The sequence below is a fragment of the Belliella alkalica genome, from assembly GCF_022549785.1.
GTDB lineage: Bacteria > Bacteroidota > Bacteroidia > Cytophagales > Cyclobacteriaceae > Belliella > Belliella alkalica.
Genome location: NZ_JAKZGO010000010.1, coordinates 66946 through 89014, shown reverse-complemented (window position 1 = coordinate 89014; position 22069 = coordinate 66946). Strand labels below are relative to the sequence as shown.

Sequence of the window (22069 nt, the reverse complement as noted above, 5' to 3'; positions counted from 1 at the left end):
ACTTTTACAAAACACAACAATAACTTTAAGGAAACTTTAAGCAGTACTTTTATAACAATTTGAAAATATTTTGGAAATGATATAGCAAACTACCGATCGCACCTTTGCGTTATGAAGATCAAGTTATTGTTATTGTCATTTTTACTAATTGGTTCTTCTGATTTGTTTGCTGCTAAGATTAACGGAAAAATCAGAGATACTTCTAGTAAAGAGCTCCTAATTGGTGCCAATGTAGTCATCAAAAGTGCCGATGCGGCATATGGGAATACTACTATTACCGGTCTTGACGGTGTATATTCTTTCAATAATATCCCTCAAGGCACTTACAATCTGACTGTTTCCTACGTAGGTTATGCTACCATCAATACCATTGTAGTAGTAAATAGTCCAAGTGCTACAGCTACTCAGGATTTTGATCTCAAATTTGATGAATCAGTCCTTTCGGAATTTGTAGTCACTTCAGGTGCAAGAGGAACTGATATCCAAGCACGTCAACTTGAAAGAAACTCTGCAAGTGTCCTGAATGTAATCTCTGCTAGACAAATTCAGCTATCTCCTGACATCACTGTAGCAAATGTGATCCAACGAGTTTCAGGTCTTTCTATAGAAAGAAATGCAAGTGGTGATCCACAATACGCTATCGTAAGAGGAATGGACAAAAGGTACAACAACACCTTAGTCAACGGCATCAAAATCCCTTCTCCGGACAATGAAAATAGATTCGTTCCTTTAGATATTTTTCCAGCTGTACTCTTGGAGAGATTGGAAGTTTATAAATCACTCACAGCAAACATGGAAGCTGATGCGATAGGCGGAACTGTCAACATGGTGATGAAGAGTGCTCCCGAACAATTGATGATAGAAGGAGACTTTCAAATTGGCTACAATGCTCTGAATTTTGATAGGCCATTCCAAACTTATGATCGCTCCAACTTGAACAAGCTTTCTCCAAAGGAACAATTCGGTCCAAATTATAGAGCTACACCTGATGATTTTCCTGTAGAAAACATGATCAACAAAGATTTAAGCAAGGCAATGCCTGATATCTTTGCAAATCTCACTTTTGGAAACAGGTATTTAGACAAGAAACTTGGGGTGATGCTCGGTGGAAGTTTCCAAAACTCTTACCGTCCAGTTTCCAATTACTTCTATGCTCCAGAACCAAACTTCAACCCAGGCAATCCACTGGATATGCGAAGATTGATTGAAAGAGAAACAAGTTCCCAACAAACAAGAGCAGCTGTTCATGGGAAATTGGATTACAATCTAAATCCCAATAATAAGTTTAGCTTATACCTAGGGCACTATCTTCTGAACGAATTCAGAGTAAGGGATCAAGTGAGAAGAGAGTCTTTTGTGGCTACTACAAACATTTCTGTTTATCCAATAACAAGATTTAGCAATATTTTCCAATCGATAAGCACAGCGGATCTAAGAGGAGAACATCAGCTTTTACCAAATCTTCAGGCCAACTGGATGGCGATCTACTCTTCTGCCCTAAATGACAGACCTGATGACGGGGTGTTTTCTAGAGCAGGTACGCTGATCACTGAAGAAAATAGAATCATCAATGAATCCCTATATTTCCAAGGCACGAGAAACTCTAGAGCTTGGGAAAGAAACCGAGATGATGATATTTCGCTTTACCTAGATTTCAAATACAACCCCAATATCATCAATGATAAAACCGAAATCCTATTTGGAGCATTGGGAAGAAATAAAGTTAGAGACAACTATTTTAACTTTTACAATTATGCACAGATATTCGGGCAATTCAGAGGGGTTGATTGGGATGATTTCGGAGAAGTTCGATTTACTGCAATGGCAAACCCTTTAGGAAGTGGGGACAGAAGTAACCTTGTGTATGATGCCTATGAAAATATCTATGCAGGATATGTCAATGCAAGTGTAACGGTAAACAAAACCAACTTCCAAGCTGGAGTGAGAGCAGAGCAAACTTTTCAGGGATATGAAATAAATTCAATCTCAGCAAATAGTAACAATACTGAACTTAAAAAGGAACAAGAATATTTAAACATCTTCCCTTCTGCTAGCATCAAACATAGCATCAACAACAAGACAAATCTAAGAGCAACTTATTTCAAAGGGATAAGCCGACCAGGTTTTTATGAAATAGTACCAACAATCAGAAGTGCAGGAGGAGGTGATTCATTTTTTACAGAAAGAGGAAATGAAAACTTAAGACCTTCCATCGGTCATAGTGCTGATTTGAGATATGAGTTTTTCCCGTCTGGTGCTGACCAAATATTGATAGGGGTATTTTACAAAAAAATAATTGATCCTATAGAATATGGCTTCCCTCAACCTGAAAGTGATGGCACAGTTACGAACCCAAGGACCATTCTACCGCAAAACTTTGCTGATGCCACGAACTTTGGGGTAGAAGTCGATTTCACCAAGTATTTCAGCCGGTTTGGTATCAGAATGAATTACACCTTTACAAATTCTGAAATCATGACTAGCAAAGTCTTGATAAATGAAGACAGAACCAATTCAGTGGTGAACCAAACACGTCCGCTACAGGGACAGTCTGACCACATCGCAAACCTGAGTTTACTTTATAAAAACCAAAATGCCATGCTGGATATCCAATTGGTTGGGAATTATGCAGGTGAAAGGATAGCGGTAGTCTCCCCATTCTTGGGTGCTGACCAATACATGAAACCGATGACTCAATTGGATTTTTCAATAGACAAAGGTTTCAAAAATGGCATGGTGATTTTTGCGAAAGTCAACAACATCCTTAACACACCATATCAATTATACATCAAAAAACCACTTACAATCCCAACTGACCCATACCCTTATCAAACTGATCCTTTCAATATTGCAAACGTGAGAAGGGACCTTTTTGGACAGTCATTCAGGTTGGGCGTTCGCTACACACTTTAAAACAGAATTACAACTAAACTAGAATAAATATGAAAACGATTAAATCACTGCTATTATTAGCATTATTATCAATGGCTTTCATGAGCTGTGATGATAATGGAGAAAGAGATCCTATCGACGAAAATCCGGATGAAGTCCTTGAAGGTATTTCTGGAAACATGAATGAGATTGAATTTGAAAGAGGTGAGACTTATAAGGTTGTTGGTGACTTGACCGTACCTGCAAACCAATCCGTGACAATCCCTGCTGGAGTTACACTTGAATTTCAAGAAGGAACAAATGGTGAAGCATGGTTTATTGAGGTTTTGGGATCATTGTACATTTTAGGAGAAGAAGGTGCAAGAGTTACCCTAACTGCTTCTGAAGCACTTATCAATTCTCCAAAAAACAATGGAACTGGACAACTTTGGGGTGGTGTAATTGGTACAAATGTAGCTGGTGACTTGGTGATCCTTTACACTGATATCCTCCATGCTGGTGGTGCTACAAGAGAAGAAAATGTAATGGCTCAACCATCCACTGGAGGCGGTGGAGAATTGAGTGCTGGAGATGCTAGTTATGCTATCTACTACATCAGACAAAATGAAATGAGACAGGATGGTATCTTTGTTTTGAATAATTCAAGAATAGCATTCTGCCCAGATGATGCAATCAGAATCAACGGTGGAAAAACCTTGATGACATACAACACTTTCGAAGTAACAGGTGGTACAGGTGGTGATGCTGTGAATATCAAAGCTGGAACTTCTGGTGATTTTGGGTTCAACCTTTTTTACAACCTTGCTACAAATGGTCTTAAATCAGCTGATACAGGGCCAGGAGAAAGAGGTAAATGTCACACTAATTTCTACAACAACACTATCCTAAACTCAGGTTACAGAAGATCTGAGCCAGGTAGAGGTGCGGGATTAAACTATGAATCTGACGCTTATGGTGATGTTCACAACAACCTTTTGGTAAACAACAGATTTGGATTAAGACTAGTCTCAGGTGAATCTCAGCCAAGAGTGGAATCAATCAATTATGGTTACAACTGGAACTATGGTGCAGTACAAACAATCACAGATGAATTCTACCCTACAAGTGCTACAACCTCAGTTGGCTTGATTGGAAATGATCCTAGAACTCCAATTCCTACTACTGACGTTGCTGGTGCTCCAAGAGAAAATGATCCAATGTTTGAAAATTACGATCCTAGTACTTTCACTTTTGGTGGTAATTCAAATGTAAGCACTGATCCTTTGGCTAGAAACATTGACCCTATTCCAGCAAATGCAGATTTCCATCTGAAAGCAGGTTCTCCAGCCTTAACTGGTGGAAAAACAGATTTCGAACCTGTTCATGCTACTTATACTTCTTTGGACGGAGCGTTAAACTTCGCTCCTCCTGCTCCAAAAGCTCACTTCGGAGCATTCGGAACAAGAAACTAATCAAACTCTCAATGGAGCGGAAAATTTCCGCTCCATTTATACTAGAACCTTATGAAGTATTATTTTCTAGTCATCATGATAATTTTTGCTATCTCTAGCCAATCATGTATCGATGATTCCAACCCTATTGAAACTGGCTATAATTGGTCAACTCATGAACCATTTAAAGCTGTTTACAATACTTTTTCAATGCCCTTTTCAGAAAAATGGAATCCATTGCCTGAAATAAAAGGGACTGTAGCACTAAGAGAAGCATCAGGATTGGCATATAGTTACAAAAACCCAGGGAAGCTTTGGTCACATCAAGACTCAGGAAATACAAACATGCTATTCCTCATCGATGCCGAAACCGGTGAAATAATTACCAGATATAGAATCGAAGGAACAGTAAATATAGATTGGGAAGACATAGAGATTTCTTATGGCCCTGAAGAAGGTGAAACGTATCTATATATCGGTGATACTGGTGACAATCAAGAAAGAAGAGGTTCCTACACAATATACCGATTCAAAGAACCTGAATATCAAGAGTCACACTCTGGGCAGACGGTAACGCTTTCTAATCTGGAAATAGATAAGATAGATTTTAGATTCCCAGATGGAAGTCATGATACAGAAGGGCTATTGGTTGACCCCATTACTCTTGATATTTTCTTGGCTACCAAAAGAGATGTGTTCTCCTTCCTATATGTACTTCCATATCCACAAAAAACGGAAGCTGTTGACGTGGCATTTAAGGCTGGTGAGTTTGGCTTCAGAGAAACATCTGCTGCCACGAGCAATCTAGCAGGAGACAAAGTACTGATCAAAAACAGACAGGAAATATTCTATTGGGAAAAAGAAGAAGATGAAAGCATGGTGCAAATGCTAAGTAGAACACCTATCAAGGCACCATATGCAGGAGAACCTCAGGGTGAAGCCATTTGCTTTGATCCAGATGGAAATTACTTCACACTAAGTGAAGAGCTTAACAGTACTACAAAACCTAACCTATACAAATATTTAAAAATCAACTAATCACAAACAAAATGAAGAATTTTATCAAATCTTGGTCAATCTTGACCCTTTGCTTAGTGGCCGTATTCAGCTTTAGCTGTTCAGATGATCCAGAACCTGATACACCTCAAATTGTAAATATCCCAGACACAAACTTAGCTACTCAAGTAAGACTAGCTTTGGAATTGGAAGCTTCTACTCCAATCACATCGGAAGATATGCTTAGATTAGAAGAGCTTACAATTGATGGTGGTAACGATTTCGCTGGAACTATCAGTGAAATAGCTGACTTGACTGGTCTTGAATTCGCAGAAAACCTAACTTACCTGCATTTCGGTACCACTAAAGTTACTAACCTTACTCCTATCAAAGACTTGAAAAAAGTTGAGTATTTGAGAATGAATAACACTGCCGTTACCGACCTTACTCCTATCTCTGAATACACTACATTGACATATTTCAATGCCAATACTACAAGAGGTATTACGGATATCAGTCCTTTATCTAAAAACACTGGAATGAAAGAAATTATCCTAAGAGAAGTACCTATGGGAAATGCTGGCTTGACTACTATCAAAAACTTCACGACTCTTTACAGAATCAACATGAGAAACACCGGTGTGACTGATGTGACTGTATTGGGTGAAATGATGGCAGCAGGTGCATTACTTGACACTACTCCAGGTGCTTCTGAAAACGGTGGCGCAACGTTGGATTTGAGAGGATTGTCAGTAGATGACTGGAGTCCAATCAGACCTTACATGGCTCAAATTTCCAACATCGAAGGTGTTCCAAACGAGGACTAATAAAGATTTATCATCCAATACCTTTATATTAAAAATAAGTAAACCATTAACCAATTTAGCCACTTGATTTGAATCAAGTGGCTATTTATGAAAGTCTATTCTTAACTTACAAAGTCTCGTTGTACCGGAAATGGAACATTATGGATAGTAACCTTAGTTTCTAAAAAAAAAATTAAATTAATGCTAATTTTGAACTAGAAAATTTCTTAAACCCACCCCCTTCTAAACGTTTAATCACACTATCTATCTTATCAAAACCTATCATTTCAAACCCTTTGGATTTATCCTTCATAACTATATCCAAAAGCCTCTTGTTTTCCATAGATTCAGGCTCATTAAAATAAACTTCATACCTTCCTGAACTCATACCATTTTTATTTGCCTTTTCTGCAAGGCCTTTGGCTATATTTCTAAAAGTCAGTATTGTCTTGCCAACTTCTCCTTCTTCCTTGTTAAAGTCCACTGCCAATCCTGCAAAAGGACTTCCGTTGACCCCTATAAAATCCAACCTATGTCTAGCGTATATCCCATTAATTATTGTCGGATCTATTGGATAAAGAGTATCAATTCTTTCAAATACTTCATGTTTCAGGATATTAATCATTCCCCTCCTCAAACTATTTGAAACATTGACCGTATTTTTCACAGGATTTGTACCAACAAAAGATCTAAACAACTTCCCGAAAGTGTGTTTATCGAGCAATGTTGCTAATCCTTTTGGTTCACTTATTTTCAAGATTCCATTAGAATATTTTGACAAATAACTTATATACTTTTCGTTAAGTAATTCACCTTTAAAATCCAACTCATTTTTCACCCCTTCAATCTGAAAAGCTTTCCCCATTTCTATCAGTGCATTCTCCAAATAATACATAGAATTATTATCAAGAAGGGGTTTAGCTGATTTTAGTTTTTCATATGAGAAATCATAAAAAGCAACTTGCTCATTGAACGCTAACAAACCAACAGTAATCGCATCATCAGTAAGATCATTTAGCTTAATAGATATTGTAACAATGAGATTTTTCATTTCTTTTTTTTGATTTCGTAAATCCTATCTTTAATCAACAACTCTAGCAGATTTAACCTAGTATTATTAAGGACATATTCTAGAATTCTATCTTCTAGTCCTAAATCTATCTCCCAAGTATTTGGTAAAGAATCAAATACTTCTCTAACTTCCTGAACCAATGCATCATTACATTTCGAAAAGTAATTTTCTACGATTTCTTCAACTTTTTCGAAAGATATGAATTTAAGTACATTTTTCAATAGATAAGAACTCAGCAACTTTTGCCCTAAAGAAGGCTCTCCTCTAGGAGTGAACCTTCCTTTCATTGCAGGCCCACCAAAAATTGCAGCATGATCGATTGCATAATAGCTTCTCTTTTTTGTTTGAAAGAGAAGATTAAAATTCTCTTCATTCCTATCAGAATTATTTAAATGAATATCCATTATTGCAATCTTCAAAAGGTCTGCTGGGTTTGATAACTTAGAAAATTCTTTACTGTTTTTAATAGTAAACTTGCCTGTTTTGTCAAGGTGATCATTAATACCTATATACTTAGAACCAAACAAAATATCTTCATTTTCTACATTAAAGTTCCTTTGAAAAAAGTAAGACCCCATAGCTTCTGTATTAAATTGAACAAAAGCTATTTCAGGTGACGCAATTTCAAAATAATTAGCCAACCTATTGCCTATAATTTCATAAACCAAAAAATCATGACCCGAATCATTCAATGTAGATTTACAATAATAAGTATTGAAATCATCACATAAGAATTTTACTGGAGCACTATTCTGATGTATGAGTTCTTCAATAAATGTAATAGTCTTCACTATTGGAATCATAATATTCATCTATTTATTACATAATTATACAATTTTATAAAATAGATATTCCCAAAAAGACTAGAAAAATAAATAATTTACATCAAAGCAAAATTTTACAAGTGTAAAAAAAAACAGGTAAATTTAAGCTTAATAACAAAAACATGCCTTCCCAAACCTCCTCTACCATCTTAATGGTTCGCCCTGCAAACTTTGGCTTCAATCCTGAAACTGCTGCCAATAACTTTTATCAAAAACAAGACGAAAGAGACAGCCACGAAATCAATAATATTGCGCAAATAGAATTTGATGGTTTTGTGGCATTGTTGAAAAGTAAAGGTTTAGAGATTATTGTGATTGAAGATTCCATTGAACCCAAAAAAACAGATTCGATTTTCCCAAATAACTGGTTCAGTACGCATGAAGATGGAAAAGTGATATTATATCCGATGTTTTCGCCAAACAGAAGATTGGAGAGGAGAAAAGACATTATTGAAAGTCTGATACAATCAGGTTATCAGGTAAGTGAAATTATTGACCTTAGTTTTTTTGAACAGGACGAACAGTTTTTAGAAGGAACAGGAAGTCTAATTTTGGATAGAGTGAACCAAATAGCTTATGCCTGTAGATCTTTGAGAACCCATCAAGTACCCTTGGAATATTTGGGTAGGTTACTTGAATTTGACATTGTAGATTTTGACGCAACACAAATTATCAATGGAGTGGCATCGCCTATCTACCACACCAATGTAATGATGCATATAGGGTCTGAGATAGCAATTGTCTGCCTGGAAAGTATTCCAAATACTACGGAAAGATTGAATCTACAGTCTAAATTGGAAAATTCAGGGAAGAAAATCATTCCAATCACTGCAAAGCAAAAATTCAACTTTGCAGGAAATATGCTAGAGGTACAAAATAAAAAAGGTGAGAAATTCACTGTCATGTCCCAAGCGGCCTTTGATTCATTGAGCAAAGCCCAAAAAGAAAATATCAGCAAGTACACAGAAATAATCACCCCAAAGATTCCAACTATAGAAAAACTAGGAGGAGGAAGTGCTAGGTGCATGATGGCAGAGATTTTCCTCAAAAAAGACTAATGTAAACCACCTATTTTTACTGACTTGATTTTGATGGTATCTACCTCAATATCTCTTTCTTTTGCATTGATCTTGAAGTTTTCTATAACCTCCAATACATCATAATCTATAATTTTGGAATTGGATCCGTCAATCACCACATATTTTCCATTTGGGATATCATCCAGCGTTTTGATCAGTGCTCCTTTGTTTAAGAAACTCATTTCTTCAGAAAGTATTATTGTAATAGCATCAAAGGAATCTTTATGTCCCTCTAGTGTCAGGACATGCGAATTCTGAAAGTTTCTCAATAGAATATAGACGATGGCCACTCCCATTCCCAACCCTATCCCTATCAACAAATCAAAAATCACAATTCCCAAAATGGTAACTATAAAGGGAAGGAACTGATCCCAACCCAGCTTTGCCTGAGTTTTGAATAAGGATATTTTAGCTAGTTTGTACCCAACCTGAAGCAGTATAGCTGCCAAGCAAGCCAATGGAATCAAATTAAGCAAACCCGGAATCAAAAGCACACTCATTACCAGAAGTAGCCCATGGAAAATCGCAGACATTTTTGTCCGTGCTCCAGAAGTGACATTGGCAGAACTCCTTACAATAACTGCAGTAACAGGAAGCCCTCCTACTAGACCATTGAGAATGTTTCCTGTTCCCTGTGCAAAAAGCTCTCGATTTGGAGGAGAAACCCGCTTATATGGATCAATTTTATCTGCCGCTTCTAAACTCAAAAGAGTCTCCAAACTCGCAATGATGGCAATCGTAAATGCTACTATCCATACTTCGGGATTTCCAATTGCTGAAAAATCAGGGAAGGTGAAAAGTGAAGTAAACCCTTCCCAGCTTTGTACTTGTGGCAAAACGACTTTATCGTCTGTATTCAAATACAAAGAAGGGATTACAAATTTGAAAAACTTATTGATACCAACTCCTAAAATAACAACTAGCAAAGGTCCAGGGACTACTCTAAGGATTTTATTTTGTTTTACAAAGGACTTATCCCAAAGGATCAAAACGGCGAGTGAAATCACAGTGATGATTAATGCTCCAAAATCAAATTGATTAGCCAAATTCCGCAAATCCAGTACAGCCTCCCAATCGTTGATAAAGGGCACATATTGGGCTAGATTCTTTGTTTCATTCACTCCAAATGCATAAGGAATCTGCTTAATGATCAAAATAATACCGATACCTGCAAGCATTCCTTTGATTACAGATGTGGGGAAATAATAACCAATCACCCCAGCTTTTACTATTCCCAAAACAACTTGAAACACCCCTGCAAGTACAACAGCTAGTAAGAATACATCAAAAGCACCCAAATCAGTAATTGCATTCAAGACTATGACCGTAAGTCCTGCTGCTGGTCCGGAAACAGAAGTGCTTGAACCCGATAAATACCCAACAACAATGCCCCCTATCACTCCAGCAATGATCCCTGAGAACAAGGGTGCACCTGATGATAAGGCTATCCCAAGACATAGAGGCAAGGCAACTAGAAAAACAACTAACCCGGCCGGAAGATCTGAACCAAGATGTGAGAATATATTTTTTGATTTGTTCATAGGAAAAACTGGACTGGTTAAAATCTCTGACACCTGAAAAATCAAGCTATACTATGGTAAAAATAGAATAATTCAGCTTCTTTGAACCTTATTTGGCAAAAATTTTAAAGAAACTAGTAACAATGCTATAAGAATCTTGCCTTTGTCCAATTTTTTTCATTTTGGCAAAAGCAAGATTCATTTCAAAAGTGTAAATTAAGCAATCCCTGTATAATTGAAAGGGGTGATTTTTTTCAATTCAGCCTTGATTTGATCATCTACCTGTAAGGTTTCTATAAAATCTGAAATTGATTCTGCTGTGATTTTAGTATTTGTCCTTGTAAGGTCTTTCAATGCTTCATAAGGCTTTGGATACCCTTCTCTTCTCAACACTGTCTGTAAAGCTTCCGCTACTACTGCCCAGTTGTCTTCAAGGTCTGCATCTATCGCGGCGGCATTCAATTCAAGCTTGTTCAAGCCTTTGTTCAAGGATTCAAAAGCTATAAGCATATGACCCAAAGGCACACCAATAACACGCAACACCGTACTATCTGTCAAATCTCGCTGCAATCTGCTGATCGGCAATTTGGCCGACAGATGCTCCAAAAGTGCATTTGCAACACCTAGATTTCCTTCTGCATTTTCAAAATCTATTGGATTCACTTTGTGAGGCATAGCTGATGAACCAATCTCTCCAGCTTTTATTTTTTGTTTGAAATAATTCATGGCTACATACTGCCACACATCTTTGGACAAATCCAAAAGGATGGTATTTACCCTCTTCAATCCATCAAATAGCGCTGCTAGGTTATCATAATGCTCGATCTGTGTAGTTGGGTAGCTTCTTTCCAAACCTAAGTAATTTGCCACAAAACCATTAGCAAAAAGCATCCAGTCTATCTCTGGATATGCGACATGATGAGCATTCATATTTCCAGTAGCACCACCGAATTTTGCAGAATAAGGAACTTGCTTTAGAAGTTCTAACTGCTTTTCTACCCTTGCCACAAACACCTGAAACTCCTTGCCCAACTTCGTCGGGGAAGCAGGCTGACCATGTGTCTTGGCTAGCATTGGTATATCTTTCCATTCCTCCATCCTACTTTTCAAATTCCCCAGCACTTCATTCAACACAGGTAAAATCACTTCTTCAAGCCCTTCTTTGAGCATCAGTGGTGTTGAGGTATTGTTGATATCCTGAGATGTAAGTCCAAAATGAATAAATTCCTTAAATGCATCCAGTCCCAACCCATCAAATTTTTCCTTAAGAAAATACTCAACAGCTTTCACGTCATGATTTGTCACCTTCTCAGTTTCCTTGATGCTTTCCGCATCAGCTACACTGAAATTTTTCACCAATTCTCTCAGAGATCCAAACAAATTTTTGTCAAAATCCTTTAGCTGTGGAAGTGGTAGTTCACAAAGCGCAATGAAATATTCTACTTCTACGTGAACTCTATATTTGATCAAGGCAAATTCTGAAAAGTATTGTCTTAATGGCGCAGTCTTGCTACCATACCTACCGTCAATGGAACTTACGGCTGTCAGGTTAGTCAAATTCATGGGATTAGCTTTTGTTTTGAGGATGCAAATTTAGCCTTTATCTAGGAAAAAGCACCCTCCATCTATAATTAAATCTCGCTTTAATATCTTAGCATTTTACCATAAGAAAAATAGACATAGCCCAAGCTTCCTAAATCTTTTACTTTTGCTCAAATGAAATATATTTACCCAAGTATAATCACACTTTTGATGTCTACTTCTTTTTGTTTTGCTTTTGATAAAAAAGACATAAAAGAAAAAGAATTTGGACTTGAAGTCAGTCCCTCAAAGTCAAAAATCACAGTAGATGGAATCATTAATGTAGACGAGTGGGCTGAGGCAACAATAATTAGTAATTTTGTCCAACAAATCCCAAAAGAAGGCCTTCCTGCCACAGAATCCACTGAGGTACGACTGAAATATGATGAAGACTTTCTATATGTGGCTGCTACACTTTATATCAAAACGCCAGGGAATTATGTAGTATCTTCGTTAAAAAGAGACTTTGAGTTTGACCAAAATGATGCATTTGCCATTCTAATTGGCCCATACGATGACGGAAACAATGGGTTTATGTTTGGTGTCTCGCCTTTTAACATTCAGATGGAAGGCTTAGTCAATAGTGGTGATCGACTTTCAAGTGTCTGGGATAATAAATGGTATTCAGAAGTAACGAGATTTGATGATCGATGGGAAGTCGAGATGGCCATTCCTTTCAAAACTCTTAGATATACAGAAGGATCTGAATACTGGAAAGTGAATTTTTTAAGAAACGACAGGAAAAATTTCGAACAATCTTCATGGGTGCCTGTACCATTGAATCAAAGAATTGGAAGTCTTGCTTTTACAGGATATTTGAACTGGGACAAACCATTAAAAAAACCTGGTTCTAATATCGCCCTGATCCCCTATGCTGCAGCAAGTGGATCCAAAGATTACCAAGAGGATAGTCCTATCAGAGGTGGATATGCCATAGGCCTTGATGCCAAAATTGCAGTAACACCATCTCTAAATTTGGACTTAACTTTCAACCCTGACTTTTCAACTGTAGAAGTTGATCAGCAACAGACTAATTTGAATCGCTTTGAACTATTCTTTCCCGAAAGAAGACAATTCTTTTTGGAAAATGCTGATTTGTTCAGTGATTTTGGATTTAGAAGCATTCGCCCATTTTTTTCTAGAAGAATTGGTATTGCCACTGATAGTTTAGGAAGAAGTGTCAGTAACAGAATCCTATTTGGAGCAAGATTGAATGGTAATTTAAATGATAACCTCAGGGTTGGGCTTCTAAATATGCAAACTGCTACCGAAGATAACATTGGCTACCCAGGTCAAAACTATACAGTTGCTACAGTACAGCAGAAAGTTTTTTCCAGATCAAATATTGCAGCAATCTTCGTAAACAGACAAAACACAAGTCAAGTAGGAGAAACAAATCCCATTTCTAATTATAATCGAGTATTGGGGTTGGACTATAATTTGGCTTCTAGAGACAATAAATGGACTGGAAAATTTTTCTATCACCAATCTTTTAGTCCTGAAAATAAAGACGACAATAAAGCACATGCAAGTTATCTAGATTATAATTCTAAAACTTGGAAACTACAATGGAATCACGAGTATGTTGGGGAAGGATATAATGCTGAAGTAGGATTCGTCCCAAGAAGATCATATTGGAGATTAGAACCTAGTATATTGTACCGTCATGTCATAGATAACAAGAAAATCTTTCAGCAAACTTTTCAGATAAGGTATGATATGTATTCCAATGATAACCTCACTTTCAAAACAGATGAAACTGTTTCATTTATTTACCGATTGTATCTAAAAAACACAGCAACTATTCAATATAGATTATTCAATGAATACATTTACCTTTTCAACTCATTTGATCCTACTCGTTCTGGTGGAGAAAGATTGGAAGCGGGCACTAATTATTCTTACCTAAGAACAGGCATTACCTATACTTCGGATAGAAGAAAATTGTTTAATTATTCAGCCACTACTTATTATGGAGGCTTTTTTAATGGGAAAAGAACATTTGTAAATACCAGCCTAAACTATCGCTTCCAACCTTTCGGTAATATATCAATGTTTGCAGAATACAATAAAATTGACCTTCCAAAACCATTCAGTTCGGGTAATTTATGGTTAATTGGCCCTAGAGCTGAAGTTTCCTTTACAGATAAATTGTTTCTGAGTACCTTTGTACAATACAACAGTCAAATTCAAAACATCAATGTCAATACACGGTTTCAATGGAGATTCAAACCTGTGTCGGATTTCTTTGTTGTGTATACTGATAATTATCATCCAGAAAATCTTCAAATTAAAAATCGTGCATTAATTTTGAAGCTTACGTATTGGATTAACGTGTAAAGAATAAGCGGGAATGTTTAATTTATTCAAAAAAAAGAAAGACGAGCCATCTAAAGGCGAACAATATTTATCTCTGAAAGTGAGGGAAGTAGTCAAAGAAACTCCCGATACAGTGAGCATATTCTTTGAACAGCCAGAGCCATATTTGGATTACAAGCCTGGCCAATTTATCACGGTCATATTAGAAATCAACGGAAAGGAAGAAAGAAGATCTTATAGTCTTTGCACCTCTCCTTTTGTAGATCCATATCCTGGAATTACTATAAAAAGGGTAGAAAAAGGAGTGGTTTCCAATTTTCTCAATGACCAAATAAGACCAGGAAAAACCATAGAGATCATGAAGCCTATGGGGAATTTTACGACCTCTTTTCATTCTAAAAATAGAACGCAATATTTCATGGTTGCTGGTGGAAGCGGAATCACTCCAATCATGGGACTTGTCAAGTCTGTATTGGTCAACGAGCCTGACTCCAAAATCACATTACTGTACTGCTCAAGATCTGAAGAGCAAATAATCTTCAAAAAGGAATTTGAAGTCCTAAAAGAAAAATATGCTGACAAGTTAGAGATCATCCACAACCTCAGCCAACCTAATCCGGAATGGAAAGGCATGAAAGGCAGGTTGGACTCTACAAAAGTAAAGGAAGTTTTGAGTTGGAGTGATGACAAATCAACAACGACCAAAAAATACTTTGTTTGTGGACCTGAAGGCTTGATGACAACAACTCTGAACACCTTCAAGGAACTCAACATCTCTACTGAACTGATATTCGAAGAAAGCTTTTACACAGATCTAGACGCAAAAGAAGCTGCACTCAAAGCAAGTGGTGAAATGGCTCCATCATTGACAAGAGAAGTGATAGTAAGTGTAGAAGGTCAAGATTACACTTATGAAGTAGCTCCAGAAAAAACGATCTTGGAAGCTGGCCTTGACAATAACATTGATATGCCATACAGTTGCCAAAGTGGCTTGTGCACAGCATGTAGAGGCCGTTTGGTATCTGGAAAAGTTGACATGATTGAAGATGCAGGACTTAGTGAAGGAGAGATTGCAGAAGGCTATATTTTATGTTGCTCCTCAAAACCAGCAAGCAGCGATATCAAAATAATCATTGAATAAGAAAATTTTGGAAAAAGACCCCATAAGGCCAATTTATGAAAAACTTGAAAGGAATACGCTGATTTTGATTGCGTGTTCCATTCCTTTTTTCGCAATAGTATACCTTTACTCTCAAAGTGAATCCATCAACAGATCTCCATTTGATTTGCCACAAATCCTTGATTTTTTCCTTCTGGGATTGATCTATGGATTGCTGGCAGTTCATTATTGGAATTTTCACAATGCAATAGGCAAAACCTTTATCAGCAATCAGGATTTAGAAACCAAAATTCACTTGTACCAACAAGCTACAATGCGTAGGTTTTGGATATTATTTCTAAGCAGCATTTTATGTTCATTGGGTTTACTGTTTTTTGAAAACAATGGGTATATCATTGCTTATGCTGTTACATTGGTACTATTGTCACTTGGCAAACCTAGTCCCGACAGGATTGTTAGGCTTTTAAAGCTGAAAGGTGAAGAAAAAGAGCGTGTCATCCGGATCAAGACAAGGGAAAGTTAGAAGCAGTAAGAATCAAGAGCCATAAAAAAGGCACAAAGAACAGAATAATGTTCTTTGTGCCTTTAATTTTTTTGGCAAAAAATGACCTAATTCTCAATCGAAATTGATCCTGAACTAACACTTCCATTAACCATGTTTGGAGAGCCGTTGTTTATTTGCAAGGTTTTGCCTTGTCTTTTGTCCCCTACTCTCAATGAACCTGAGGTAGCTTTCAAGTTATAATTGTAATCATTCAGGTTGGAATCTGTATTGATCTTAATACTTCCAGAAGAAGCTTTAAGATTAGTCATACTACTTAAGCCTGATTTCTCTGCTTTCACAGATCCAGAAGAGATTGATACATTTCCTAATTGCGCTACATTAGACAATTTTGCATTTCCAGAGCTTACAGATAAAGATAATAATCCTTCTACATTACTCGCTTTGAAGCTTCCACTTGAAAATGATACGTCGGCATCTCCATAAAGATTAGAAAGACTGGCAGTTCCTGATCCCATTTTTAATTTGAGATAGCCACTGACATCCGAAATTTCAATCCTTCCAGAACCAGCACTTGTTTCTAAGTCTCCACGAATATTGGCTATTTGCAAATGTCCCGAACCTACTTTTAGAGAAGTGAATTCTGAAGAAACTCCGTCTATTCTGATTTTCCCTGATCCTCCAGTCATGCTAAGCTGAATACTTTCAGGCCCTTTTATTCTAATATACCCTTTAGTTTGGTTAAGCCCCCAGCTGATATTTTTCAGATCATTTTGCTGATAAGAAATTTTCAACACTTCTCCCAAAGTCACAAAAACTATATCCTGACCGTCTTGTGTTGACTCCAAATAAGCTTCTACTACTACCACCTTCATATTTGGATCACCGATGTATTCCACTTCCAAGGCTGAACTGCTGATTTCCAACCTATTGATTGCTTCGAATGTCTTTTTGGTGTCCACCAAAACTTGCATTTGAGCGTATAGCTCCGAGGTATTTGACATCATCAAAACCCCAATGATTAAAAAGATACTTATTTTTAAAGTTTTCATATTTGATTATTTATAAAATTAAACCAAAACTCAATGCATTTACTCTAGGTCCTTTGTCTTTTTCAAAGAACTCATTCAAATCATAATTGACAAACAAATCTACATTTGATACTCCCAGCACTACTCTGCCTCCATATCTGAAATTGTTTGCGTACATGTTTGACTTTTCAAACAATTTACGAGATCGTCCATTCTGATCATCATAAACAAATTTACCTCTCCCTCCCAATCGAAGTCCTGCATATGGTCCAATCCCAAACCTAAACTTACCATTACTACTGTGCACTATCGGAATCAAACTCAAATTCAGGTACGATGCGGAAATTTTTGACTTGGTACCTACGCCTCCATTGAAATCTTGAAATTCTATTCCATCTGTCTCTTTTACAGCAATCAGGTTAGTGTCCTCAAATTTGAAATTATACCAACTCACACCAATAGAAGGGTTCAAAGAGAAATTCTTACCAAACTTGTACTGATGCTGATAATTAATCGCCACATTCCAACTTCCCCATGGTTTTACAGTGGGTGCAGTCTCATCATTAATCCAAGTATTGATTCCCAAGTCAAAATTTAATGACCTTTGATATCTGCGCTTCTTTCTTCCTGAGATATCAATATCCCCGTCGTTTGTAATCAATGTGTATGATTTGTCGGCATACTTTTCATAGTGCCATTCTGAACCAAATAGTTTAAAATCTTTGGTCTTTACTATTTCCTTTTTTTCTAAATCTCCTTTTTCTTCCTCTTGTGAAAAGGAATTTCCTGAAAAGAACACCCCAAAACATAGTATCAATAATATCTTCTTCATTTTTTTCTCAGCTTAAATACTTTACAAAAAGGTTTATAAAATTACTTTTTAAAATATCACTCCAAAAGTGATCGGGTGAAGTTCAGGGCCTCTTCCATCTTGGAATAAGGTATTCAAGTCATAAGTAGAGAAGAAATTGAACCTTCCTACTCCTACTTCTCCCCTTACACCATATCTGAAGTTATTGAGATAGACTCCTGTGTTTTGTTTGGCTTTTCTTCGTCCACCACCATCTAGTTCTCTATATACAAACTTGCTTCCCCCACCTAATCTGTAACCTACATAAGGACCTGCTGCTATTCTTACTCCTTTTTTCCCATTGTCATTCATTTTTCCAAAATCAAGTTTCAAGAGAGTTTGAGCTGTCAGGTATGATGCTGAAATTTTACTTTTGAATCCGTTGACGTCATTTCTTTGAATAAAATCGATTTCGTCATTCCCTCTGACAGCCTGAAAATCTCTATTCTCAAACTTGAAATTATACCATTGTACACCCAAACCAAAGTCCCAATAAAAGCCTTTTGCCAATCTTTGTGATGCCATCCAATTCAAACCAACATTCCAACTTCCCCAGCCTTTGGTTGCAAATGGATCACTTGAAGAAGGGAAATTTCCATTTCCATCCAAGTAAGTATTGATACCTAAATCCAAATTGAAATATGTTCTGAATGGAGGATCTTTACGTTTCTTTGGATTTGTTTCAACCTTGATTTTTGTATTTCCTCCAGATTCATCTACAATCACTTTATACCTACCAACCGATACTTCCGTCTCAGGACCATCTTCCCTTACTCTTACTATTTCTTTGTTTCCTGATTTATTTTTGATTTCTACTACAGTGAGCTCTCCCGTCTCTTCATTAAGTTGCAAATCCAACTCCTTGATTATCTGATTGATATTCATTGATTTCAATCTTTCAAAATCTTCCTTATTATCGACTATCAATACGACTTTTCCAGACTTTCCAAACTCTACGATGATACTATCCTTCTCAGCGTAAAGTGATTCATGATTTCCTCCGAAAGCAAAGCTCACAATGGCCATCAAGCTAAATAATAACAAATATTTTTTCATGTTTCTGTGATTCTAAAATATTACTTACTTCTTTCTTTTTTGGAGGTAATTGAGGCAAACAGATTGTTTTTTGCATCCTGCAGTTCTGCAAATCCCTGATCTACCTTACTCAAAATCCCACCGATTTTTTCCACTTTGTTTTCAATTCCGTCGATCAATCCAGGTTTTTCCGGTTCTGAATCTGATATTCCTCTACTCACTATTGTGATTTTGTAAGAGACTTCTGTCTCTTCAGGTTCTTCAACAGACTCGTTTATAGCCACTGATTGATTCAAATCCAATTCTGGAACTTCTATTTCCGGTAACGACTCTACCTCTATCCTTTGAGGAGCTTTAGGGTTTTCAGCAAGCAATTCATTTGGCTCCTCCTGTTTTACGATTGGCTTATGATGCTCTACTTGTTTTTTTGTTTCTATTGGTTCTGAAATCACCTCTGTTTTATCTACTTGCGGGGCTATTTCAGCAGTCTCGGTTTCCACTTTTTCATTTTCCAACCCAAAATCCCCTTCTGCTTCTTCTCCAACTTGACCCTTGGTGACTTCTGCCACCTGAGGTGCTTCAGGTTCTAAATCAATTGACAGAAACCAACCCATATATCCAAGTCCCATAAGCAGAATTATAGATGCTGCTATTTTCAAAAATGGGTAATAACCAGACTTCTTGCTTTTTGGGAGCTTATTTTCCAATCTCTCCCATGCAAGCGATGATGGTTTTACTTCATGATTTGAGAGCTTATTTCTAAATAGCTCATCAAAATTTTTATCTTCATTAGCCATTGATTCTCCTTTCTTTAAGTTGTTGTTCGGCTATTTTTTGCTTTAATAAATTCCTAGCTCGATTCAATTGTGATTTGGAAGTGCTTTCTGTGATTCCAAGCAAATCTCCAATCTCTGCATGACTATAACCTTCTATTGCATAGAGATTGAAAACTGTTCTATATCCAGTAGGAAGCTCTTCTATCAGTTCCAAGAGATCATCAGCTTCGAGGCTATTCAATTCATACTGATGATTCTGAAAATCCGACCCTTCTTCCATATTGACTTCCATGCTGAGATTTTTATTATTTCTCAAGGTCAATAGCGATTGAGTGACGATGATTCTCTTCATCCAGCCTTCGAAACTTCCTTTTGATTCATATTGATCCAGCTTTTCAAATATTTTCATAAAAGACTCAATCATCACATCTTCTGCTATCTCTCGATCTTTGGTATATCGAATCGCAATAGCGAAAAACTTGCTTGAATATCTTTCATACAAATGCTGCTGCGCTTTCCGCTCTCCTTTGAGGCAACCTTCGATGATGTCAGATTCAGAATTAAAAGTTTTTCTTGTGAACATGCTTTTTTTGTGGCTTTCAAATAGGTAGATACAAAATCATAAAAATAGGTTGCACGGGTTGTGAAAAAAAGTTAAAAAATTTTACCCCCAAATATAACAGTGTCATCTAAAGTTTACAATTCAACAGAAGAATAGAAAAATTAAAGTAAATAATTTCATCTGTAACTTTATCATTATGAATCACCTCCAACTAAACCGCACATACCGTAGAGTTGTATATCAACACATTGACAAATAGCCAAACAAATCGATGTACTTCAAGTCAACTGATTTCCTAATCCGCAAATCGCAAAGAACGATTATCGCTGTAATTTTATTGGGAAATTCACCTACCCATCTAATTGCAGAGTATAAAAGTATAGATTAATTAAAATCACATTGATTTTACAAATTCACTATTAAATTTATTATTACCCTCCAATCCATGGGAGATTTCAACCCAGTATGCATCTAGCTGCCTTATTGCAAATTCAAAACAGCATTGATAAAAAATACCTTTACTATCAATCATGGTATGGGTATGATATATAAAGTTATAACCGATCATATTCAGGTAATTTTTGGATATTCTGACTTGATCTCCATATTTTAAAAATATCACCATCAAAATCTCCCTATTCTGCTTTTGAATTCTAGGAATAACCGAATAGAGATCATAGACTTTCTCTTTCTTTCTATCATTAAAATATGCACTTCTACAGCCGTCACAACAAAATTGCTTGTCAGATCTCCCCAAAATAGGCTTACTACATGTTGGGTTCTTGCATTTTCTTTCCATAATTTATAAAAAATTAAAAATTAAATTCAATTACTTAAACAAAGTATATTTGTATAAAGTCTTACTTCAATATGTTAGATAGGGCTTTATTTTTTCAATCCATTCTTGTGTAAAAATCCTAACTTTCAACAATTCATCTGAAGAAGTGTAAAATCCATGCTGATCTCTGTATGCTACTATTACTTTTGCACTTCCATAATTAATATAAGGATGGCTAGCCAGCATTCCGACGTCTGCAGTATTGATATTGATTTTTGTTTTGATACCAGGTCGGAATTCAAAATATTCGAATACCCTCTCTAAAACTTCAGGTGTCATTCCATAAACATCCAACAACTGTTCTTTTTGATACATCCCTCCTATCGCATCGCGAAACTTAATAATCCTCCCAGCAGTAGCCTGCCCAATTCCAGGAACTATTTGCAAAACAATAGAATCCGCTTCATCAAATAAGATTTTGTTGAATTTCGGTTGATTTCTTCTTTGGTAGCTTGACTTTGACTTACTGGAATCTTGGTTGGTATAACTGACATTGACCCGATTCCAACCAGCACTTTCCAAACTATCCATCTTCATAAGATAGGAATCGTATTCAAAATGCTTTTTCCTCTCCACTATTTTACTATGAACTAATGGGACAGCATACAATACCATAAGAGCAGGTAAAAGCAGCACAAAACCTCTTGACTCCCTGTTTGTAAACCCAAAAGTGTTTTTCATAAAAAACATAATTTTTCTCACCATTGTTGATCATTTAAAAGTTTATTTAAAAATATAAATCCAAACTGGCATTATAGATCGTAACTATGGATCATAAGATAATAATATTGGCAGCGCATTCCAAAAATGTCGATATTTGCGTAGAAAAAAAATTT

Annotated in this window: 19 protein-coding genes; 8 read left to right on the top strand and 11 right to left on the bottom strand. The window is 36.5% G+C overall.

Annotated elements, in window-relative coordinates:
* The first annotated feature begins 111 nt into the window (after positions 1 to 111).
* Genes MM213_RS13245 through MM213_RS13230 form a run of 4 tightly spaced genes read left to right on the top strand, consistent with a single transcriptional unit; the run spans position 112 to position 6145 of the window.
* Entirely contained in the window at positions 112 to 2913 is a 2802-nt protein-coding gene (locus MM213_RS13245; protein WP_241412915.1) for a TonB-dependent receptor, read from the top strand.
* Between the two features lie 29 nt (positions 2914 to 2942).
* Positions 2943 to 4343, top strand: a complete 1401-nt coding sequence (locus MM213_RS13240; protein WP_241412914.1) for a hypothetical protein — start codon at positions 2943 to 2945, stop codon at positions 4341 to 4343.
* Between the two features lie 51 nt (positions 4344 to 4394).
* Positions 4395 to 5360: a hypothetical protein gene (locus MM213_RS13235; protein ID WP_241412913.1), complete on the top strand. Its 966-nt coding sequence runs from the start codon at positions 4395 to 4397 to the stop codon at positions 5358 to 5360.
* Between the two features lie 11 nt (positions 5361 to 5371).
* The gene (locus tag MM213_RS13230) at positions 5372 to 6145 is read left to right on the top strand and encodes a leucine-rich repeat domain-containing protein (RefSeq protein ID WP_241412912.1); all 774 of its coding nucleotides are present in this window, start codon (positions 5372 to 5374) and stop codon (positions 6143 to 6145) included.
* Positions 6146 to 6317: 172 nt separating this feature from the next.
* On the opposite strand, the gene MM213_RS13225 is transcribed toward MM213_RS13230, so the two are convergent.
* Positions 6318 to 7175 carry a hypothetical protein gene (locus MM213_RS13225; protein WP_241412910.1) on the bottom strand — a complete coding sequence of 286 codons (858 nt, stop codon included), beginning with the start codon at positions 7173 to 7175 and terminating at the stop codon, positions 6318 to 6320.
* Entirely contained in the window at positions 7172 to 7999 is an 828-nt protein-coding gene (locus MM213_RS13220) for a HipA family kinase (RefSeq protein ID WP_241412908.1), read from the bottom strand. Before MM213_RS13220 ends, MM213_RS13225 begins: the two co-directional genes overlap by 4 nt.
* Before the next feature lie 143 nt (positions 8000 to 8142).
* On the opposite strand from MM213_RS13220, the gene ctlX reads away from it, so the two are divergent.
* Positions 8143 to 9078: a citrulline utilization hydrolase CtlX gene (gene ctlX, locus MM213_RS13215; protein ID WP_241412907.1), complete on the top strand. Its 936-nt coding sequence runs from the start codon at positions 8143 to 8145 to the stop codon at positions 9076 to 9078.
* On the opposite strand, the gene MM213_RS13210 is transcribed toward ctlX, so the two are convergent.
* Both MM213_RS13210 and purB read right to left on the bottom strand, forming a co-directional pair.
* Positions 9075 to 10640 (bottom strand): SulP family inorganic anion transporter, encoded by a 1566-nt coding sequence (locus tag MM213_RS13210; protein WP_241412905.1) that lies wholly within the window; start codon positions 10638 to 10640, stop codon positions 9075 to 9077. The genes ctlX and MM213_RS13210 overlap by 4 nt on opposite strands.
* 195 nt (positions 10641 to 10835) lie before the next feature.
* Positions 10836 to 12182, bottom strand: a complete 1347-nt coding sequence (gene purB / locus MM213_RS13205; protein WP_241412903.1) for an adenylosuccinate lyase — start codon at positions 12180 to 12182, stop codon at positions 10836 to 10838.
* Positions 12183 to 12335: 153 nt separating this feature from the next.
* Between purB and MM213_RS13200 the strand changes: the two genes are divergently transcribed.
* From MM213_RS13200 to MM213_RS13190, 3 genes are read left to right on the top strand one after another with little or no spacing between them, the layout of a single operon-like run.
* Positions 12336 to 14540: a DUF5916 domain-containing protein gene (locus MM213_RS13200; RefSeq protein WP_241412901.1), complete on the top strand. Its 2205-nt coding sequence runs from the start codon at positions 12336 to 12338 to the stop codon at positions 14538 to 14540.
* Positions 14541 to 14553: 13 nt separating this feature from the next.
* Complete coding sequence (locus MM213_RS13195) at positions 14554 to 15660, top strand: ferredoxin--NADP reductase (RefSeq protein ID WP_241412899.1); 1107 nt, start codon at positions 14554 to 14556, stop codon at positions 15658 to 15660.
* A complete protein-coding gene (locus MM213_RS13190) occupies positions 15653 to 16162 on the top strand; it encodes a hypothetical protein (RefSeq protein WP_241412897.1) in 510 nt (169 codons plus the stop codon). Before MM213_RS13195 ends, MM213_RS13190 begins: the two co-directional genes overlap by 8 nt.
* 86 nt (positions 16163 to 16248) lie before the next feature.
* On the opposite strand, the gene MM213_RS13185 is transcribed toward MM213_RS13190, so the two are convergent.
* The 7 genes from MM213_RS13185 to MM213_RS13155 all read right to left on the bottom strand — a co-directional run bounded on the left by MM213_RS13185 (position 16249) and on the right by MM213_RS13155 (position 21914).
* Entirely contained in the window at positions 16249 to 17193 is a 945-nt protein-coding gene (locus MM213_RS13185; protein ID WP_241412895.1) for a DUF4097 family beta strand repeat-containing protein, read from the bottom strand.
* A gap of 10 nt (positions 17194 to 17203) precedes the next feature.
* On the bottom strand, positions 17204 to 18004 hold the full coding sequence (locus MM213_RS13180; RefSeq protein WP_241412894.1) for a hypothetical protein: 801 nt from the start codon (positions 18002 to 18004) through the stop codon (positions 17204 to 17206).
* 48 nt (positions 18005 to 18052) lie between these two features.
* On the bottom strand, positions 18053 to 19078 hold the full coding sequence (locus MM213_RS13175) for a hypothetical protein (RefSeq protein ID WP_241412892.1): 1026 nt from the start codon (positions 19076 to 19078) through the stop codon (positions 18053 to 18055).
* Positions 19079 to 19098: 20 nt separating this feature from the next.
* Positions 19099 to 19854: a hypothetical protein gene (locus MM213_RS13170; protein WP_241412890.1), complete on the bottom strand. Its 756-nt coding sequence runs from the start codon at positions 19852 to 19854 to the stop codon at positions 19099 to 19101.
* Positions 19847 to 20416 (bottom strand): RNA polymerase sigma factor, encoded by a 570-nt coding sequence (locus MM213_RS13165; protein WP_241412888.1) that lies wholly within the window; start codon positions 20414 to 20416, stop codon positions 19847 to 19849. The genes MM213_RS13170 and MM213_RS13165 overlap by 8 nt, the downstream gene beginning before the upstream one ends.
* Positions 20417 to 20789: 373 nt before the next feature.
* Positions 20790 to 21194, bottom strand: a complete 405-nt coding sequence (locus tag MM213_RS13160; protein WP_241412886.1) for a hypothetical protein — start codon at positions 21192 to 21194, stop codon at positions 20790 to 20792.
* Between the two features lie 66 nt (positions 21195 to 21260).
* Positions 21261 to 21914, bottom strand: coding sequence for a ComEA family DNA-binding protein (locus tag MM213_RS13155; RefSeq protein WP_241412885.1), 654 nt, complete (start codon positions 21912 to 21914; stop codon positions 21261 to 21263).
* Between the last annotated feature and the right edge of the window lie 155 nt (positions 21915 to 22069).

What these genes read in the sequence shown, in the direction of transcription:
- MM213_RS13245 (WP_241412915.1), top strand. Translation starts at nt 112, where the DNA reads ATGAAGATCAAGTTATTGTTATTGTCATTTTTACTAATTGGTTCTTCT.
- MM213_RS13240 (WP_241412914.1), top strand. Translation starts at nt 2,943, where the DNA reads ATGAAAACGATTAAATCACTGCTATTATTAGCATTATTATCAATGGCT.
- MM213_RS13235 (WP_241412913.1), top strand. Translation starts at nt 4,395, where the DNA reads ATGAAGTATTATTTTCTAGTCATCATGATAATTTTTGCTATCTCTAGC.
- MM213_RS13230 (WP_241412912.1), top strand. Translation starts at nt 5,372, where the DNA reads ATGAAGAATTTTATCAAATCTTGGTCAATCTTGACCCTTTGCTTAGTG.
- MM213_RS13225 (WP_241412910.1), bottom strand. Translation starts at nt 7,175, where the DNA reads ATGAAAAATCTCATTGTTACAATATCTATTAAGCTAAATGATCTTACT.
- MM213_RS13220 (WP_241412908.1), bottom strand. Translation starts at nt 7,999, where the DNA reads ATGATTCCAATAGTGAAGACTATTACATTTATTGAAGAACTCATACAT.
- ctlX (WP_241412907.1), top strand. Translation starts at nt 8,143, where the DNA reads ATGCCTTCCCAAACCTCCTCTACCATCTTAATGGTTCGCCCTGCAAAC.
- MM213_RS13210 (WP_241412905.1), bottom strand. Translation starts at nt 10,640, where the DNA reads ATGAACAAATCAAAAAATATATTCTCACATCTTGGTTCAGATCTTCCG.
- purB (WP_241412903.1), bottom strand. Translation starts at nt 12,182, where the DNA reads ATGAATTTGACTAACCTGACAGCCGTAAGTTCCATTGACGGTAGGTAT.
- MM213_RS13200 (WP_241412901.1), top strand. Translation starts at nt 12,336, where the DNA reads ATGAAATATATTTACCCAAGTATAATCACACTTTTGATGTCTACTTCT.
- MM213_RS13195 (WP_241412899.1), top strand. Translation starts at nt 14,554, where the DNA reads ATGTTTAATTTATTCAAAAAAAAGAAAGACGAGCCATCTAAAGGCGAA.
- MM213_RS13185 (WP_241412895.1), bottom strand. Translation starts at nt 17,193, where the DNA reads ATGAAAACTTTAAAAATAAGTATCTTTTTAATCATTGGGGTTTTGATG.
- MM213_RS13180 (WP_241412894.1), bottom strand. Translation starts at nt 18,004, where the DNA reads ATGAAGAAGATATTATTGATACTATGTTTTGGGGTGTTCTTTTCAGGA.
- MM213_RS13175 (WP_241412892.1), bottom strand. Translation starts at nt 19,078, where the DNA reads ATGAAAAAATATTTGTTATTATTTAGCTTGATGGCCATTGTGAGCTTT.
- MM213_RS13170 (WP_241412890.1), bottom strand. Translation starts at nt 19,854, where the DNA reads ATGGCTAATGAAGATAAAAATTTTGATGAGCTATTTAGAAATAAGCTC.
- MM213_RS13165 (WP_241412888.1), bottom strand. Translation starts at nt 20,416, where the DNA reads ATGTTCACAAGAAAAACTTTTAATTCTGAATCTGACATCATCGAAGGT.
- MM213_RS13160 (WP_241412886.1), bottom strand. Translation starts at nt 21,194, where the DNA reads ATGGAAAGAAAATGCAAGAACCCAACATGTAGTAAGCCTATTTTGGGG.
- MM213_RS13155 (WP_241412885.1), bottom strand. Translation starts at nt 21,914, where the DNA reads ATGAAAAACACTTTTGGGTTTACAAACAGGGAGTCAAGAGGTTTTGTG.